The organism is Pseudomonas sp. GM74, from assembly GCF_000282455.1.
Classification (GTDB): Bacteria; Pseudomonadota; Gammaproteobacteria; order Pseudomonadales; family Pseudomonadaceae; genus Aquipseudomonas.
This window is the reverse complement of sequence record NZ_AKJG01000084.1, coordinates 1-15,794: the sequence shown is the minus strand read 5'-3', so window position 1 is coordinate 15,794 and position 15,794 is coordinate 1. Positions and strand designations below refer to the sequence as shown.

Below are 15,794 nucleotides of genomic sequence, written 5' to 3'. Positions count from 1 at the left end.
GGGTGAGACGATTTTTCTGCGCTCCTAAGGCCCCGCGCTTGCGTGTAAAGTGGCCGCCATAAAAATCTTGATCAGGAACCCGACCGTGGCTAAATCCTCCCTCGACATCAGTGCCAACTTCGACAGCGGCAACATCCAGGTGATCGACCTCAGCGACCCGCTCAAGCCCCTGCTGGCGATCCGCCCCGATACCAAGAGCAACCATTTCCAATGGTTCCACTTCAAGGCCAGCGGCCTGCATGTCGGCCAGGACCACTGGTTTCGCCTGAACAATGCCAGTCAATCCTCTTATAACAAGGCCTGGACCGGCTATCAGGCAGTGGCGTCCTACGATCACGTCAACTGGTTCCGCGTACCGACCATTTTCGAAGGCGACTGCCTGCGCTTCAGCCTCGAAGCCGAACAGACCCACGCCTGGTTCGCGTACTTCGAACCCTACAGCCGTGGTCGCCACGACTGGCTGATCGAGCAGGCGCTGACCAAGGCCGGCACCGAACTGCTGGCCACCGGCAAGAGTGTCGAAGGTCGCGACATCCAGCTATTACGTAAAGGCACCGGCGCCGAAGGCCAGCGCAAAGTGTGGATAATCGCCCAGCAACATCCGGGCGAGCACATGGCCGAGTGGTTCATGGAAGGCGTGATCGAACGCCTGGAAAAGCACGACGACCCGCTGCTGAACAAACTGCTGGCCGGCGCCGACCTGTACCTGGTGCCGAACATGAACCCGGATGGCGCCTTCCACGGTCACCTGCGCACCAACGCCATGGGCCAGGACCTGAACCGCGCCTGGCAGAATGCCAGCCAGGAAATCAGCCCGGAAGTCTTTTTCGTACAGCAGCAGATGGAAACGTACGGCGTCGACCTTTTCCTCGATGTGCATGGTGACGAGGAAATCCCTCACGTGTTCACCGCCGGTTGCGAAGGCAATCCCGGTTACACGCCGCGGATCGAAAAGCTCGAGGAGCACTTCCGCAGTCATCTGAAGCACACCACCAAAGATTTCCAGACCAGGTATGGCTATGTCCGCGATGAACCGGGTCAGGCCAATATGACGCTGGCCTGCAACAGCGTGGGTCAGAAGTACGACTGCCTGTCACTGACCCTGGAAATGCCGTTCAAGGATCACGACGATCATCCGAACCCGTTGACGGGCTGGTCGGGCAAACGCTCGAAGCAGCTGGGCAAGGATGTACTCACCACCATTGCGGATATGGTCGATACCCTGCGCTGATCCCCCTTCCAGATCAAAAGATCGCCGCCTGCCACGGGCGGCGATCTTTTTCTCCATTGCTGCTAGCCGCGATCCTTGCCCCGCAGCATGCTGTCGAGCACATCATCCCGACGCACCCAGCCGTGAAACAACGCCGCCGCCAAATGCAGCAGCACAGTCAGAAACAGCAGGTACGCCAGGTACCCATGGGCTTTGCGCAAAAACGCGAACAGCTGGGCGTTCGCCGGCACGATCGATGGCAACTGCAGCGAGCTGCTGAGCATCACCGGCTCACCCGACGCCGAAATCATCGCCCAGCCCAGCAGCGGCAAGACCAGCATCAAGGCGTACAGCAACACATGCGAGGCCTTGGCCGCCAGCGCCTGCCAACCCGGCAGGTCCGCCGGCAGCAGTGGTTGCGTGGTGGAGAAACGCACGACCAGACGCACGATCACCAACAGCAAGATCGCGACGCCCAAGGGTTTGTGCAGATGAATCAGCCATTCATGCCGCTCGGAGACCGAGGCAACCATACCGGCGCCAATAAACAGCATGGCGATGATCATCAGCGCCATCAGCCAGTGCAGCAGACGCGCCAGGGGTGCGAAGTGGTTAGGTTGAGTGCTCATTGCCGGGTCTCCTGTTTGGCGGCGGGCAACTGGCTGACTTCGCTGGTGCGGCGCAGGTAGGAATTGGCGTAACCGGCTGAGCGAGCGGCGAGCAATGGGTCGTCGGAACCTTCGATGCCAGCGGGTAAAACCAGCGGATCGTAGTTGATGTCACGGCATTCGCCATTGAGTTGCGGCTGGGTTTTTTCCAGCACCAGGGTGCCCGCGTTCAACACTTTGCGTCCTTCGGGCCAGGCTTTGCTGGCGTCGTTCACTGGATCGCCAGGATTGGCCAGGATGATGTTCAACTGCCAACGCAGGGGGCCTGCGGTTATACGCTCAACCAGGTCTTTCTCCAGAAAGTCACTCCCCTGCGGCGCCGCAGCACCCGGCGCATCCTGAGCCACCGGCACCATGCTCCAGCGCACGGCCTGGCGCTGTCCGGTGGCGCTCACCAGATAGAAGGCGTTGACGCTGTTATAGGTCTGCGTGACGTAACTGGCCGACGGCTTGGCGGTCTTGATCCAGGCCAGGAACGGTGCGGCTTCCGGATGCGCACCGAAAAACGCCGGTACCGCGGTCGGGTTCGGCTTTCCGGTGGCCGGGTCTGGCGACTGCGCCTGCTGCAATTGATAGAACGCCTCGGGCGTGCCGACCGGGAACACCGGCATGCTGTTCATCCCGGTGCGCCACTGCTGGCCGTTGGCCTGGGTGAAGCGCAAAGCCATGCTGCGGATCGGCACGGCGCTGTCCGGCGCGTAAGGGTTGCCGGCCGGCAAGGCGAAACGCCCGACCACCGGCGTCCGCGCTTCGTTGAACACCTGGGCGGTGGAATAGCTGCGCGCCTCGCCACTGCTCTCGAAATACCCGATCACGCACACGCCTTTGGAATGGTTGCGACGGAAACCCGGATGCACGCCATTGTTGGTTTCCAGCACGTTGATCAGTTTCTTCGGGGTCAGGCGCTGTGGGTCAAAGGTGCCGTTGACGTAGGCAAACGCCCCCGCCACGGTGGCAACGACCACGGCAATGCCAGCCAGACGCAACGTCAGGCTCGCCGCACTCAAGGGTGGCCGGGTTGGCGGTGATGATCGATCTACCATGAAAGACTCCAGGGCCATCGGCCACAAGTGAGAAGAATCAAGCAGACGAACCGCACACAGGTTTATTCCCACGCGCGGTTTTTATTTTTTCTGACGTGGAATAACCTCGAATGCCGGGCGTCTTCCTGGTCCACCGTCCAGCGTAGTGACTTGCCAGAACTTCATGAACGATATCGACGAACAACTCAGAGAAATCATTCCCGGGATGCGGCGGTTTGCCGTGTCGTTGACGCGCAACACCAGCAGCGCTGACGACCTGGTGCAGGCGAGCCTGGAGCGGGCACTCTCGAGTTGGGCCGGCAAACGCGCCGAGGGTGACTTGCGCGCCTGGCTGTTCTCGATTCTCTATCGGCAGTTTCTCGACGCCCACCGCCGCTCCCGGCGCTATGCGCGCATGCTCGAATTCTTCACCGGGCGTAATGATGCACAGCCTTCGGTGGAGCGCACCGTGATTGCCCAATCGACCCTCAACGCCTTCGACCGACTGCCCACCGAGCAACGCGCGCTGCTGCTCTGGGTGTCGGTGGAAGGCTTGAGTTACAAAGAGGTCGCCGAGATTCTCGACGTACCCACCGGCACCGTGATGTCCCGCCTGTCCCGGGCTCGCAAGGCCCTGCGCCAACTCAGCGATGGCGAAATCAACCGCCCTTCCCTGCGGAGACTCAAATGATCAGCATGCCCCCCAGCGAGCGAGACCTGCACGCCTACGTCGACCACCAACTGAGCGACGTCGATCGGCGCCTTGTGGAGACTTTTCTGGCCACTGACCCGCAGGCGGCCGCGCAAGTGCGCGCCTGGCAGCTGGATGCCCAGGCACTGCGCGCAGCCTTGGGCGGGGCCTTGCAACACCCCTCGAACCCGGACCTTGATCCGGTCGTGATACGCCAGCGCCTCAAACGCCAATCCCGTCGACACCTGGCCAGTGCCGCGGTGTTGCTCATTGCCGTCAGCGTTGGCGGTTTCAGCGGTTGGCAAGCGCGGGAGATGACACTGGCGAGCCCCCAGCTGCCGATGACCGATGCCCTGCAGGCGTATCGCCTGATTGCCCAGCAAGGTCTCCTGCCGGCGGATTACAAAGTCGGCGACGACGGAGACATGCAGGGGTGGCTCGACCGCTACTTCACCCGGGCCAATCGCCTGCCCGACCTCTCGGGTGCCGGCTTCAAGCCGGCCAGCGGGCGTTTGCTGAGTACCGAGCAAGGTCCTGCGGCAATGGTGGTCTACGAGAACCAGGGCGGGCAGAAAATCAGTTTCTATGTGCGCCCGCCAGGGCCGAAAAACTTCCTGCTACCCAGGGGCAGTCGCAGCGATGGCGAGTTGCAGGCCGAATACTGGTCGGGAAGTGGCTACAACTATGCGATGGTCAGCCCGGCTGACACAGCAGCGGCGCAGATGCTCAAACAGACCACTCAGTTCTGATCCCACAAGGATTGCGGCGTTCCTTTAGAGCCCGGTGACGGTGGCCCGGATAGGCCGACACCGCTGGAAGCGGATTCCATGCTCTGGTTACACTATGGCCCCGCAACACAAAGAGCCTGCCCGCACACCAGAGGTGATATCCCAGTGGCCGTTCGACCGCCCGACCGTTGGCCTATCAAATCGCGCTGGCAACCGTTGCGTCGCCTTCTTGGCAAGGCACCGGCTGCCGGCAGCGCCGCGGCAGGCCAAGTCATCCACGACTACTTTCGCCATCAGGCCCATGCCCAGGGCTACACCCTCAGTTACAGCCAACAGCGGGTGATCGACTGCATGGCCCGGCATGCCTGCATGCTGATGGACACTGCGGCGAAACCCCTTCCCGGCCTTTACCTGCATGGTGCCGTGGGACGCGGCAAAAGCTGGCTGCTCGACGGGTTTTTCCGGGCCATTCCCCTCGCGCAGAAACAACGCCTGCACTTCCATCAGTTTTTCGCCCAACTGCACCAAGGCATGTTCAAGCACCGCGAACAGGCCGACGCCCTGGCCAATACCCTCGATGAACTGCTCAGCGATTGCCGGGTGCTGTGTTTCGATGAGTTCCATGTGCACGACATCGGCGATGCAATGCTCATCACCCGGTTGTTCAAGGCACTGTTCCAGCGCGGCATCCTGTTGCTGGTCACCTCCAATTACCCGCCCGAAGGCCTGCTGCCCAATCCGCTGTACCACGCACGCTTCAAACCGGTGATCGACTTGATCCATGCTCGCATGCAGGTGATGGAAGTCGGCGGGCCCCACGACTATCGCAGCCAGGTCCGAACCCATGCGCATCAGTTGTTCACTCAAGGTCACTACGTCTGGCCGGCAAGCGTGGCGCAACGACAATCGCTGAACCTGCCCAGGCACAATGCCCCGCCGGTTTCGTTGCCGGTGGGCACCCGGCATTTGCGAGCGCATTTGTGCGAAGGGCGCAGTATCGGTTTTACCTTCACCGAGTTGTGCGATCAGCCCACGGCGGTGATGGATTATCTGGAGCTGTGCCGCCGGTTCGACCGCTGGATCATCGACGAACTGCCACTACTGGGCGATTGCACGATTGCCGCCCAGCAGCGTTTCATCAATCTCATCGACGTGCTGTACGACCAGGACAAGCACCTGACGTTGCTCGGGCAGCACTCATTGCGCGAAAGCCTGGGTGGTGACGCCATTGATCTGGCGCGTACCCGCAGCCGATTGGGGCAACTGGTCGAAGTCAGCGAACCGGTCTGATCGAAATCTTTTTGTTGCATTGACTGGCCCCTTCGCGAGCGAGCTCGCTCCCTCACTGAATTTGTGTCGGATACAGAATTTGTGATCTACACCGATCAAATGTGGGAGCGGGCTTGCTCGCGAAGGCGGCCTGACAGTCGCCACATCTTTCCCGCTATCATGTCGCCCATTTCCAGGGCCCCGCGCCCTCCCCTTGGTTAATGGCGAATCTGTTCATGCATACCCTTGCTCAATTGCGCGCCGGCGAGTTGTCGGGCATCACGCGGCTGGATCTGGCAGAAGGCCTGACCGAGTTTCCCCAGGAGATCTTCGATCTGGCGGATTCGCTGGAAGTGCTCAACCTCAGCGGCAACGCCCTGAGCTCACTGCCGGAGGACTTGCATCGCCTGACCCGATTGCGCGTGCTGTTCTGCTCCGATAATCGCTTCACCGAGTTGCCGGCCTGTGTTGGCCAATGCGCCGCACTGACAATGATCGGCTTCAAGGCCAACCGCATTGCCCACGTGCCCGCAGCGGCACTGCCACCGCTGCTGCGCTGGCTGATCCTGACCGACAACTGCGTCGAGACGCTACCGAGCGAGTTGGGAGAGCGGCCATACCTGCAAAAGCTCATGCTGGCCGGTAACCGCCTGCAGGCGTTGCCGGAGTCGATGCGCAATTGTCATCGGCTGGAGCTGATCCGCATCGCCGCCAACCAGTTCACCGACTTGCCACAATGGCTACTGACGCTGCCGAGCCTGACCTGGCTGGCCTATGCCGGTAACCCGCTGGAAACTGAAGCCGATGCGGCCGCCCTCGACGCCACACCGCGCATTGACTGGTCGGCATTGCATCTGGAGAAAAAACTCGGCGAAGGGGCGTCCGGGGTGATTCATCAGGCCGTCTGGCAACGGGCTGACCAACCGGCCACGCCTGTTGCCGTGAAGCTCTACAAGGGCGAAATGACCAGCGATGGCTCGCCGCTGCACGAGATGAACGCCTGCATCACCGCCGGGTTGCACCCGAACCTGATTCGCGTCGAAGGGCGGATTGTCGATCACCCGCAACACACCGCCGGACTGGTGTTGCAGTTGATCCCGCCGAGCTTTCGCAACCTCGCCAGCCTGCCAAGCCTGGCGTCGTGCAGCCGCGACATTTATGCCGATGACCTGCGCTTCAGTGCGGCGGTGGCGCTGAGCATTGCCTCGGGCATTGCCTCGGTGGCCGAACACCTGCACGGCCATGGCATCACCCACGGCGACCTCTATGGGCACAATATTCTGTGGAATGAACAGGGTGATTGCTTGCTGGGGGATTTTGGCGCGGCGTCATTCCACGAGATTTCCGACAGCCTTGAAAGCCGTGCCTTGCAAAGGATCGAGGTGCGGGCGTTCGGGGTGTTGCTGGGCGAACTGCTGGAGCGGGTTGATTCGGGGTTGAACGCTGAACAGCGTGGGGTGCTGGAGGATCTGGAGCGGCGTTGCTGCCAGCCGCAAGTGCTGGCGCGGCCTGGGTTCAGCGAAGTCGTGCGGCAATTGGAAAGTCTGTGACCGCTGCGCGGTCATTTTCGCGAGCAAGCCCGCTCCCACAGTTGATCGAGTTGCCCGGCCAGGCGCGATCTAATGTGGGAGCGGGCTTGCTCGCGAAGACGGTGTCACTGGCGAATCAGATCAACCCGCCAACCCGACAAACATGTCCTGCACGTCGTCATGGTTATCGAGGCCTTCGAGGAACGCTTCGACTTCCGCCATCTGCTCATCGCTCAGGCCGCTGACCGGGTTTTTCGGCTGGTAGCCCAGTTTGGCCGACAGCACGGTGAAACCTTGTTCCGGCAGGGCTTTCTGTACCGCGTCGAGGTCGGTCGGTTCGGTCAGGAACAGGGTTGCACCCTCTTCACCCGGTTCGAAATCCTGCGCACCGGCTTCAATGGCGGCCATTTCCGGGTCGGCGTCCGGGGTGTCCGGCGACGCTTCGATCATGCCGACATGGTTGAAGTCCCAGGCCACCGAACCGGATGCCCCCAGCTGGCCCTTGCGGAATGCCACGCGGATCTCGGCAACGGTGCGGTTGATGTTGTCGGTCACGCACTCGACGATCAACGGCACCTGATGCGGGGCGAACCCTTCATAGGTCACGCGATGGTATTGCACGGTTTCGCCCAGCAGGCCCGCGCCCTTCTTGATGGCGCGATCCAGTGTTTCCTTGGGCATCGAAGCTTTCTTGGCCTGTTCAACCACCAGGCGCAAGTGCGCGTTGGTAGCAATATCGGCGCCGTTGCGCGCAGCAATGGTGATTTCCTTCACCAGTTTACCGAAGATCTTGCCCTTGGCATTGGCTGCCGCTTCTTTGTGTTTAACCTTCCACTGTGCGCCCATTTCTCACTCTCTTATCTGTGGCATCTGTGGCGCCGAGACATCTATTGGCCGACGCTTTGCGCAAGTTTATACGGCCTAAAGTTGGCAATCGACCAAAAAATCCCGACTGGCATCGACATCTTCACCAGCGGTTGTAGGGGGATTCGGAAATGTCGCTTTAGCGTGCCCACAATGCGCCGGGGTTTCGTACGCTTTGCACCCTACTTCACAGCGGTAGCGTGTTCGATGCACAACGACAAGGAAAGTCCCACCACCCTGACGCTTCTCGACGACGACCTGAGCTTCCAGGTGGTCCGGTTCAGTGGACATGAAGCTCTCAACCTGCCCTTTCGATTCGACATCGAGGTGATCGGGCTGGCACCGGCCCTGAACCTTGAGCGATTGCTGAATCAACCGGCGTACCTCGAATTCGGCCACGACCAAGGCATTCATGGCGTATTGGACAGCGCCAGTTGTGAACATCGAAGCGGGCACCGGGTCGCTTACAGACTGGTGCTGGTACCCCGCGTCCAGGCGCTGGAACAGCAACGATGCCGACGTATTTTCCAGCGCGCCAGCGTGCCCATGATCCTGCGCCGGTTGCTGGAGGAACATGGGTTGCCCATCGGCAGCTATCGCTTCGAACTGGCAACCGGGCACTATCCCCTGAGACCTTTTTGCATTCAGTACGAAGAAACCGGCCTGGCGCTGCTGCAACGGCTGTGCGAGGAAGAAGGCATCCACTATCACTTCGAGCATCAACGGGACGGCCATGTGCTGGTGCTGGCCGATGACTGCCTGAGTTTTCCCCAGGAACCGCTGCTCATGTCGATGAGCAGCGGCGAACACCGTGAACCTGTGATCAGCGAACTGTTCCAGCGCCATGATGCTCCGCTCTCCCCTGTACGCCCAGGCACCAGGAATCCGGGTGCAGCGGACATCAGCGAAGGCGCGGCCAATCACTCGTTCGCCACGGCACGGCATTGTCCCGCTGGCGAACAACAACATCGCGACCAGCTCAGCCGTCGACAACTGGAACGCCTGCGTTGCCGACACCTGCAGATCCACGGTCATAGCAACCAGTGGGCATTACGCAGTGGCCGGATCCTGCAGGTGGCCGAGCATCCGCTGGCGAATTTCAATGATCAATGGCTGGTTACCGAAATTCGCCATCAGGGCCATCATCCATCCATTCTGCTCGATGACACACCCGACGTGGCCCCGGGATACCGCAATCAATTCAGTGCCATCCCCTGGTCGACCGTGTTCAGGCCAGCGCTCAAACAACCCAGGCCGAGTATCCCCGGGTATCAGCCTGGCCAGGTGTGCGGCCCGGTGGGGCAACCGGCGGCAGTGGACGAGGATGGCCGGGTTCAGGTGAACCTCTGGCCCGCCACACCATCGGCTGCTGAGGCGTGCGACGGTCTGTGGCTACCGCTGGCGCTGACCACCGCCGAAGAATGGATCGATCCGGCCCGCTTGCCCGTGGCCGGCAGCGAGGTATTGGTGATTTTCCTCGACAGTGACCCTGATCGCCCGGTGCTTTGTACGGCCTTGGGCCCTCGGCCACAACCTCACCGCCCTCGCCCGCGTGAGCCCCATGGCGATACCCGCCTGCTGTTCGACTGGCTGCTCACCCGCTCGGACCTTGCGCACTGACGCTCAGCCCTTGTCAGCCTTGCCGGCCGCGGCGGCGAACTTCGCCAGGCGCACGTCCAGATGCCGTGGCCGACGCCCGTGATCCTCTGCGCGCTCTTTGCGGCGGATGGCGTTGCGCACCATCAGCGAGCCGATGTAGCGAATCGGCTCAGGCGGGAAAAAACCCAGCGGTCCATTAACCAGCGGCGAACGGGTCCAGGGGTTGTCCAGGCCCTGAACCATCGATGCCAGAATCTGCCCGCCCATATGACAGGGTCCGACACCGCTGCCGGAATAGCCGAAACCGTAGAACACATTGCCACTGGCGCTCATCTGCCCGAAGAACGGCAACCCGGTCACCGAGCGGTCCGACGGGCCGTTCCAGGTCGCATCGACCTTGACGTCGGCAAACGCCGGGAAGAAATCCGCCAGGCTGTTCTGCAACAAACCGGCGTAAGGCGATGGTTGATCGAACACCGGCAGCATACGCCCGCCATAGGCGAAGGTATTGCCGCCCTTGCCGAGCATGATCCGGCCGTCCGGGGTGTTGTGGTAGTAGTGCACGAAGATCCGCGAATCGAGCACCGTGACACCGCTGGTCAGGCCGATTTCGTCGAGCAAGTCCGGCCGAGGCTCGGTGATCAGCATGTCGCTGGAAACGATCGCCACGCTGCGTTCGAACTGCGGGAATGCCCGGGCCATCCAGGCGTTCATCGCCAGCACCACGCGGTCGGCGCGAATGGTGCCGTTGGGGGTTTGAATGCCCGCCGGCCTGCCCTCCTCCAGCCCGGTCATGGCGGTGTTTTCATGAATCTTCACCCCCAGTTGCAGGGCGACCCGGCGCAAGCCACGCACCAGCTTGCCCGGCTGCACACTGGCCGCGGCCGGGGAAAACCAGCCCTCCAGGTGCTTGCCGGAACCGGCCATGCGCTGCACATCGGCCACCGGCCGCTGGGTGAACGAGTTGATGCCGTTGCGCTCCAGCGCCGCGATCACAGCATCGGTCGAGCCGACCTGGGCGCGATTGGTCGCTGTGTAGAGGGTGCCATCGAGGCGGTAATCGGCATCCACCCCATACTGTTGGCAGAAGGCGCCGATGGCATGGATGCTGCGCTCGGACTCCTTGACCAGTCGCACCGCCTCTTCGACGCCGAACAAACGCTCAAGGGTGAAGTACTTGGCCGACCACGACAACGCACAACCACCATTGCGCCCACTGGCCCCGGCACCGCAGATGTCCGCTTCGATCAGCAACACATCCAGCTCGGGGTTCTGTTCCTTGAGCATGATCGCGGTCCACAACCCGGTGTAACCACCGCCGACGATACACACATCGGCGCGGGTGTCGCCTTCCAGCGGCGGACAGGTTTCGGATGCATCAGCCTTCAAGGCCTGGTCCAGCCAAAAGGGTCTCATGGGGTCAATCTCCGGTCAGTTGCCCACACGCCGGCCTGCCGCAGGTGCAGCAGGCGACGAGGGACAGGATTCAGGTACGCAGGGGTTTGATGGTCATCGCTTTATTGGGTACGTAGGCGAAGTGAGTACCCAGGCCACCGGGGCGGCTGTTCCAGTGGGGGATCAACACCAGTGCCGAGAACATGGCGCAGCCGGCGAAGACGATGAACACGGTAACGGTGTCGAAGTAGCCCGGCAGCAGCCCGCCGAGAATCGCCCCGACCGAGCCGCAGCCATTGACGAAACCGGCTGCCGTGGCGCCGGCCTTGGCGGTGCCGAAATCGATGGCGGCCGCGCCGCTGATCATCGAGTCCGGTCCGTAGAGGGTCAGGCCCATGACGAACAGCAGCGCCACCACCAGCAGCACGCTGCCGGTATGCAGGGCGCCCATGAAAAATGCCAGGGACACCGTCAACGCCAACAGGCTGATCACGCACGCCGGCATGCGCCGGGCGCCGAACAGTTTGTCCGAGGCCAGGCCAATCAGGATCGGCCCGAGCAAGCCGGCCAGTTCAAACGCGGTGGGAATGATCGCCGCGCCGACCTTGCCCACCGAAGGCATCTGCTCGAAGACGATCACCGGCCCCCACAGCAGAATCGCGTAGCGCGCCGGCTTGAGCATGAAGTACGCCAATCCCAATACCAGCACGGTGCGGTTGCGCAGGATTTCCTTCAAAGGCTCCCACATGCTGATTTTGCTTTGCGCCTCGGCTTGTTCGGCGGTCAGCTCGGGTTCAGGCTCCACCGCCGGCAAGCCGACGTCTTCCGGTTTGTTGCGTTGGAAAATAAAAAACAGCACGGCGACCAGCCCAACCACCGCCGCACTGGAAATGAACGCCGCATGCCAGCTGCCGATGAGCGTGTACGCCCACCAGCCGGCAAACGGCGAGGCCACCAGACCACCAAAGGCGTAGCAGGAGCTCCACAAGCCCAATACCCGCCCGCGCTGCTCGGAGGGAAAGAAGCTGCCGAGGTTCTTGCACAGCCCCGACCAACCGGTGGACTGCGCCAGGCCTTGTATCAGCATGCAGGTAGCGAAAATCGGTAAGGTTGCGAAGTTGCCCATCACCAGCGCCGCGCCAGCGGAAATCAGCAACCCGCCGAGCACCACCACCCGCGGGCCAAAACGGTCTGCGAGGATGCCCCAGGTGAACTGACCGACGGCGTAGGCCGTCAGGTAGATGGCGTCGAGGTTGGCCATGGCCATTTTGTCGAGCATGAAGGTCGGGTCTTCGCCAATACCGAGTTTGGCGACCGAGAAGGCTTTGCGAGTGAAGTAGAACGCGGCGTAGGCGAGCCAGGTGATCGCGAAGATCTGCACGCGCCAACGCTTGATGGTGCCGATGTGCTTGTTCATTGTGGTTCTGACCTCAGGGTGTGAGTGTGCCGGCAGAATTGGAAGAAAACGCCTGTGTTTTTATTGTTGAGCACTGCGATATCGCCCTGTCCCTACGGCGGATACCGGTCAGATGAGTCCTGTAGTTGCACGCACAGGCTCATGGCACCCGCTGCTGTTCGACTGACCAGTCACCGGGGCTGAGGTGGATAAAAACAATTACTGATTAATAAGTGAAATCGATTTATCGTATTTCAAATATAAGTTCAGCTTGTTACTGGAGATTCCCATGTCGGTGTCCCACGCCCAGCTCAAAGCTTTCCACGCCGTGGCGGTGCATGGAAGCTTTACCAAGGCCGCCGAGCGCCTGTTTCTGACGCAACCGGCGATTTCCGACCAGGTGCGCAAACTCGAAGAGCGCTACGGCGTTTTGCTGTTTCACCGCAACAAGCGTTCCGTGCGCCTGACCGATCTGGGCGAGCGCCTGCTCGGCGTGACGCAGAAGTTATTTGTCATCGAAGCCGAGGCCCAGGAGTTGTTGCAGGACTCCCAGGCCTTGCAGACCGGCAGCCTGATTCTGGCGGTGGATGCGCCAGTGCATGTGCTACCGCAGATTGCCCGGTTCTGCGAACGCTACCCGGGGATCAGCGTGAAGATCGAAACCGGCAACACCGATGAATCGCTGTTCCGACTGTTCAACTATCAGGCCGACCTGGCGTTGCTGGGCCGTGACGTCAGCGACGAACGCCTGATCTCCCTGCCCTTGCGCAACGACCCGATGGTGGCGTTCGTGTCGCGCAATCATCCGTGGGCCGAGCGCGAATCCATTACCCTCGCCGACCTCGACGACACGCCACTGGTGTTGCGGGAGATTGGTTCGGTGACCCGGCAGACCCTGGAAGAGGAAATGGCGGGGGCCGGGTTCCGTATTCGTCCGGCGATTCAGGTTGAAGGTCGCGAGGCGGCGCGGGAAGCGGTAGTGGTCGGGATTGGCGTGGGCGTGGTGTCGGCTGCCGAGTTTGGCGCGGATTCGCGGGTGTGTGCGTTGCCGATTATCGATTGCAAACGCAGGCTGACCGAGACACTGGTGTGCTTGCGCGAGCAGAGTTCGCGGCGGGTGGTGGCGACTTTTCTGGAGATGGTTCGCGAGAGTCTTGTGTAGGCAGGTTCGGTCCCATCGTCGGATCGCCGCCCGGAGCATGCTCGCTCCCACAGGGATTGAGGGTGGACACACGCATTGTGTACGACGCAAAACACTGTGGGAGCGGGCTTGCCCGCGATTGCAGGCGCCTCGGTCTACCTGATGGGTGCCAACCCGAAAAACGCCTGAATCAAGCGCAAATCCCGCCGCCGCTCCATGCACCCCATCATGTGCCGGTTCACCAACCCCTCGCCAATGATCGGCACCGCCGCCACCCGTGGGTCATGGCTGACCTCCACCGACGACACCACCCCCACTCCCAACTCGGCCGCCACCGCCTCGGTCACTGCTTCGCGGCTGTCCAGCTCCAGCAACACCCGTGGATTGATCCTGGCCTGGACGCACGCCTCATCGAACGTGCGCCGGGTAATCGAACCCGGCTCACGCAACACCATGATCACCTGGTCCAGCTCCTTGAGCGGCACGCCTTTGGTTCGTTGCGCCCAAGGGTGCCCATCGGGCACCAACGCACAAATACGTGACTCGCTCAGCGCTTGCAGATGCAGGCCCTTGCGCGGTTCCACCTCTGTCAGTACCGCCACGTCGGCATGCTCGGACAACAACGCGGCGAGGGTTTCCTGGGCGTTGCCCAACCGCAGGTTCACGGTGATCCCCGGATAGCGCGCCCGCAGACTGGCGAGCATCGGCATGACCATGTGCGGACCGTCCGCCGCCACCTCCAGACGCCCGGTCAGCAATTGCCGGTTGGCTTCGAGCATCACCTGCGCCTCTTCGGCCAGGCCGAACATCGCCCGGGTGATTGCCGCCAGTTTAGTGCCCTCCTCCGTCAGTTCCACCCGGCGGGCGGTGCGACGCAGCAGGGTGATCTGGTAGTGCTCCTCCAGGGCCTTGATGTGCCCGGTAACCGCCGGCTGGCTGATGAACAGCCGCGCCGCCGCCCGGGTAAAGCTGCCTTCCCGGGCCACGGCATCGAAGGCGCGGAGCTGAAACAGGTTCATGAATAACTCTCACTGATGGCTGGCATAACAATAAACAATTTGATTGATAACACAGCAAATTGCAATTTAGGCACCAACGCTTCATCCCATCGATTGCGAGGACACGAGAATGAGTACTGCCGAACCCATCCTGCTCACCCCCGGCCCGTTGACCACGTCGGCCCGCACCCGTCAGGCAATGATGGTTGACTGGGGTTCATGGGATGACCGCTTCAATCAACTGACCGCCAGCCTCTGCGAGCAACTGCTGGCCATCATCAACGGCGCCGCCACCCACCACTGCGTGCCTTTGCAAGGCAGCGGCACTTTCGCGGTCGAAGCGGCAATCGGCACGCTGGTGCCTCGGGACGGCAAGATTCTGGTACTGATCAACGGCGCCTACGGCAAACGCCTGGCGAAAATCTGCGAAGTGCTCGGTCGCTCGTTCAGCACCTTCGAAACCGCCGAAGATGAGCCAACCACCGCCGCCGACGTCGACCGCCTGCTGCGTGCCGATAGCGGCATCACCCATGTCGCCCTGATTCACTGCGAAACCAGCACCGGCATCCTCAATCCGCTGCCGCAGATCGCCCAGGTCGTCGCAGAACACGGCAAGCGCTTGATCATCGACGCCATGAGCTCCTTCGGCGCCCTGCCAGTGGATGCACAGCAAGTGCCGTTCGACGCACTGATCGCCGCCTCGGGCAAATGCCTGGAGGGAGTACCGGGCATGGGCTTTGTCTTCGCTCGCAAAGAATCCCTGGCCGGCGCCGCCGGTAACTCACATTCGCTGGCGATGGACTTGCAGGACCAGCACGCCTACATGGCAAAGACCGGCCAATGGCGCTTCACCCCGCCGACCCATGTGGTCGCCGCGCTGCACGAAGCCCTGCTGCAATACAACGAAGAAGGCGGCTTGCCGGCGCGGCACGAACGCTATGCCGCCAACTGCCAGGCTTTGATGGAAGAGATGGGCAAACTGGGGCTGCGCAGCTTCCTGCCGGCGGCTATCCAGGCGCCGATCATCGCCACCTTTCACGCCCCGAAAGATCCGCGCTACGCATTCAAGGAATTCTACGAACGGGTCAAGGCCAAGGGCTACATCCTCTACCCCGGCAAACTGACCCAGGTCGAAACCTTCCGCGTCGGCTGCATCGGCCATGTCCAGCCAGCCGAAATGCGCGAAGCCGTGGCGGCGATTGCCGAAGTGTTGCGCGAGATGGAAGTCCTCGACATCTGATTTCCCTGTAGCAGCTGCCGAGCCTGCGAGGCTGCGTTCGGCTG

General features: G+C 61.8%; 14 protein-coding genes. 8 read left to right on the top strand and 6 right to left on the bottom strand.

Going from position 1 to position 15,794, the window contains the following annotated elements:
- The first annotated feature begins 85 nt into the window (after window positions 1-85).
- A complete protein-coding gene (locus PMI34_RS10905; protein ID WP_008051140.1) occupies window positions 86-1,231 on the top strand; it encodes a M14 family metallopeptidase in 1,146 nt (381 codons plus the stop codon).
- 62 nt (window positions 1,232-1,293) lie between these two features.
- Here the strand turns inward: PMI34_RS10905 and PMI34_RS10910 are convergent, their stop codons facing one another.
- Both PMI34_RS10910 and PMI34_RS10915 read right to left on the bottom strand, forming a co-directional pair.
- Window positions 1,294-1,839, bottom strand: coding sequence for a cytochrome b (locus PMI34_RS10910; RefSeq protein ID WP_008051137.1), 546 nt, complete (start codon window positions 1,837-1,839; stop codon window positions 1,294-1,296).
- On the bottom strand, window positions 1,836-2,921 hold the full coding sequence (locus PMI34_RS10915) for a catalase family peroxidase (protein ID WP_008051136.1): 1,086 nt from the start codon (window positions 2,919-2,921) through the stop codon (window positions 1,836-1,838). Before PMI34_RS10915 ends, PMI34_RS10910 begins: the two co-directional genes overlap by 4 nt.
- Before the next feature lie 163 nt (window positions 2,922-3,084).
- Between PMI34_RS10915 and PMI34_RS10920 the strand changes: the two genes are divergently transcribed.
- From PMI34_RS10920 to PMI34_RS10935, 4 genes are all read left to right on the top strand, one after another.
- The gene (locus tag PMI34_RS10920; protein ID WP_008051134.1) at window positions 3,085-3,591 is read left to right on the top strand and encodes a sigma-70 family RNA polymerase sigma factor; all 507 of its coding nucleotides are present in this window, start codon (window positions 3,085-3,087) and stop codon (window positions 3,589-3,591) included.
- Window positions 3,588-4,340 carry an anti-sigma factor family protein gene (locus PMI34_RS10925; RefSeq protein ID WP_008051132.1) on the top strand — a complete coding sequence of 251 codons (753 nt, stop codon included), beginning with the start codon at window positions 3,588-3,590 and terminating at the stop codon, window positions 4,338-4,340. Before PMI34_RS10920 ends, PMI34_RS10925 begins: the two co-directional genes overlap by 4 nt.
- Window positions 4,341-4,484: 144 nt before the next feature.
- Window positions 4,485-5,609: a cell division protein ZapE gene (zapE, locus tag PMI34_RS10930; RefSeq protein WP_008051125.1), complete on the top strand. Its 1,125-nt coding sequence runs from the start codon at window positions 4,485-4,487 to the stop codon at window positions 5,607-5,609.
- Window positions 5,610-5,824: 215 nt separating this feature from the next.
- The gene (locus PMI34_RS10935; RefSeq protein WP_032829735.1) at window positions 5,825-7,138 is read left to right on the top strand and encodes a leucine-rich repeat-containing protein kinase family protein; all 1,314 of its coding nucleotides are present in this window, start codon (window positions 5,825-5,827) and stop codon (window positions 7,136-7,138) included.
- Between the two features lie 120 nt (window positions 7,139-7,258).
- Here PMI34_RS10935 and PMI34_RS10940 read toward each other — a convergent pair whose 3' ends face one another.
- Complete coding sequence (locus PMI34_RS10940; protein WP_008051121.1) at window positions 7,259-7,963, bottom strand: YebC/PmpR family DNA-binding transcriptional regulator; 705 nt, start codon at window positions 7,961-7,963, stop codon at window positions 7,259-7,261.
- Between the two features lie 225 nt (window positions 7,964-8,188).
- Between PMI34_RS10940 and PMI34_RS10945 the strand changes: the two genes are divergently transcribed.
- Window positions 8,189-9,601 carry a type VI secretion system Vgr family protein gene (locus PMI34_RS10945; protein ID WP_008051120.1) on the top strand — a complete coding sequence of 471 codons (1,413 nt, stop codon included), beginning with the start codon at window positions 8,189-8,191 and terminating at the stop codon, window positions 9,599-9,601.
- A 3-nt stretch (window positions 9,602-9,604) separates the two neighbouring features.
- On the opposite strand, the gene PMI34_RS10950 is transcribed toward PMI34_RS10945, so the two are convergent.
- Together PMI34_RS10950 and PMI34_RS10955 are read right to left on the bottom strand one after the other, a co-directional pair.
- Window positions 9,605-10,996: an FAD-dependent oxidoreductase gene (locus PMI34_RS10950; protein WP_008051119.1), complete on the bottom strand. Its 1,392-nt coding sequence runs from the start codon at window positions 10,994-10,996 to the stop codon at window positions 9,605-9,607.
- 70 nt (window positions 10,997-11,066) lie between these two features.
- Window positions 11,067-12,392: an MFS transporter gene (locus PMI34_RS10955; RefSeq protein WP_008051118.1), complete on the bottom strand. Its 1,326-nt coding sequence runs from the start codon at window positions 12,390-12,392 to the stop codon at window positions 11,067-11,069.
- A 268-nt stretch (window positions 12,393-12,660) separates the two neighbouring features.
- Here PMI34_RS10955 and PMI34_RS10960 point away from each other — a divergent pair, with 268 nt between their 5' ends.
- On the top strand, window positions 12,661-13,533 hold the full coding sequence (locus PMI34_RS10960; protein WP_008051117.1) for a LysR family transcriptional regulator: 873 nt from the start codon (window positions 12,661-12,663) through the stop codon (window positions 13,531-13,533).
- Between the two features lie 134 nt (window positions 13,534-13,667).
- Here PMI34_RS10960 and PMI34_RS10965 read toward each other — a convergent pair whose 3' ends face one another.
- On the bottom strand, window positions 13,668-14,531 hold the full coding sequence (locus PMI34_RS10965) for a LysR substrate-binding domain-containing protein (RefSeq protein ID WP_008051115.1): 864 nt from the start codon (window positions 14,529-14,531) through the stop codon (window positions 13,668-13,670).
- A gap of 109 nt (window positions 14,532-14,640) precedes the next feature.
- On the opposite strand from PMI34_RS10965, the gene PMI34_RS10970 reads away from it, so the two are divergent.
- A complete protein-coding gene (locus PMI34_RS10970) occupies window positions 14,641-15,750 on the top strand; it encodes a 2-aminoethylphosphonate--pyruvate transaminase (RefSeq protein ID WP_008051114.1) in 1,110 nt (369 codons plus the stop codon).
- Window positions 15,751-15,794 lie beyond the last annotated feature (44 nt).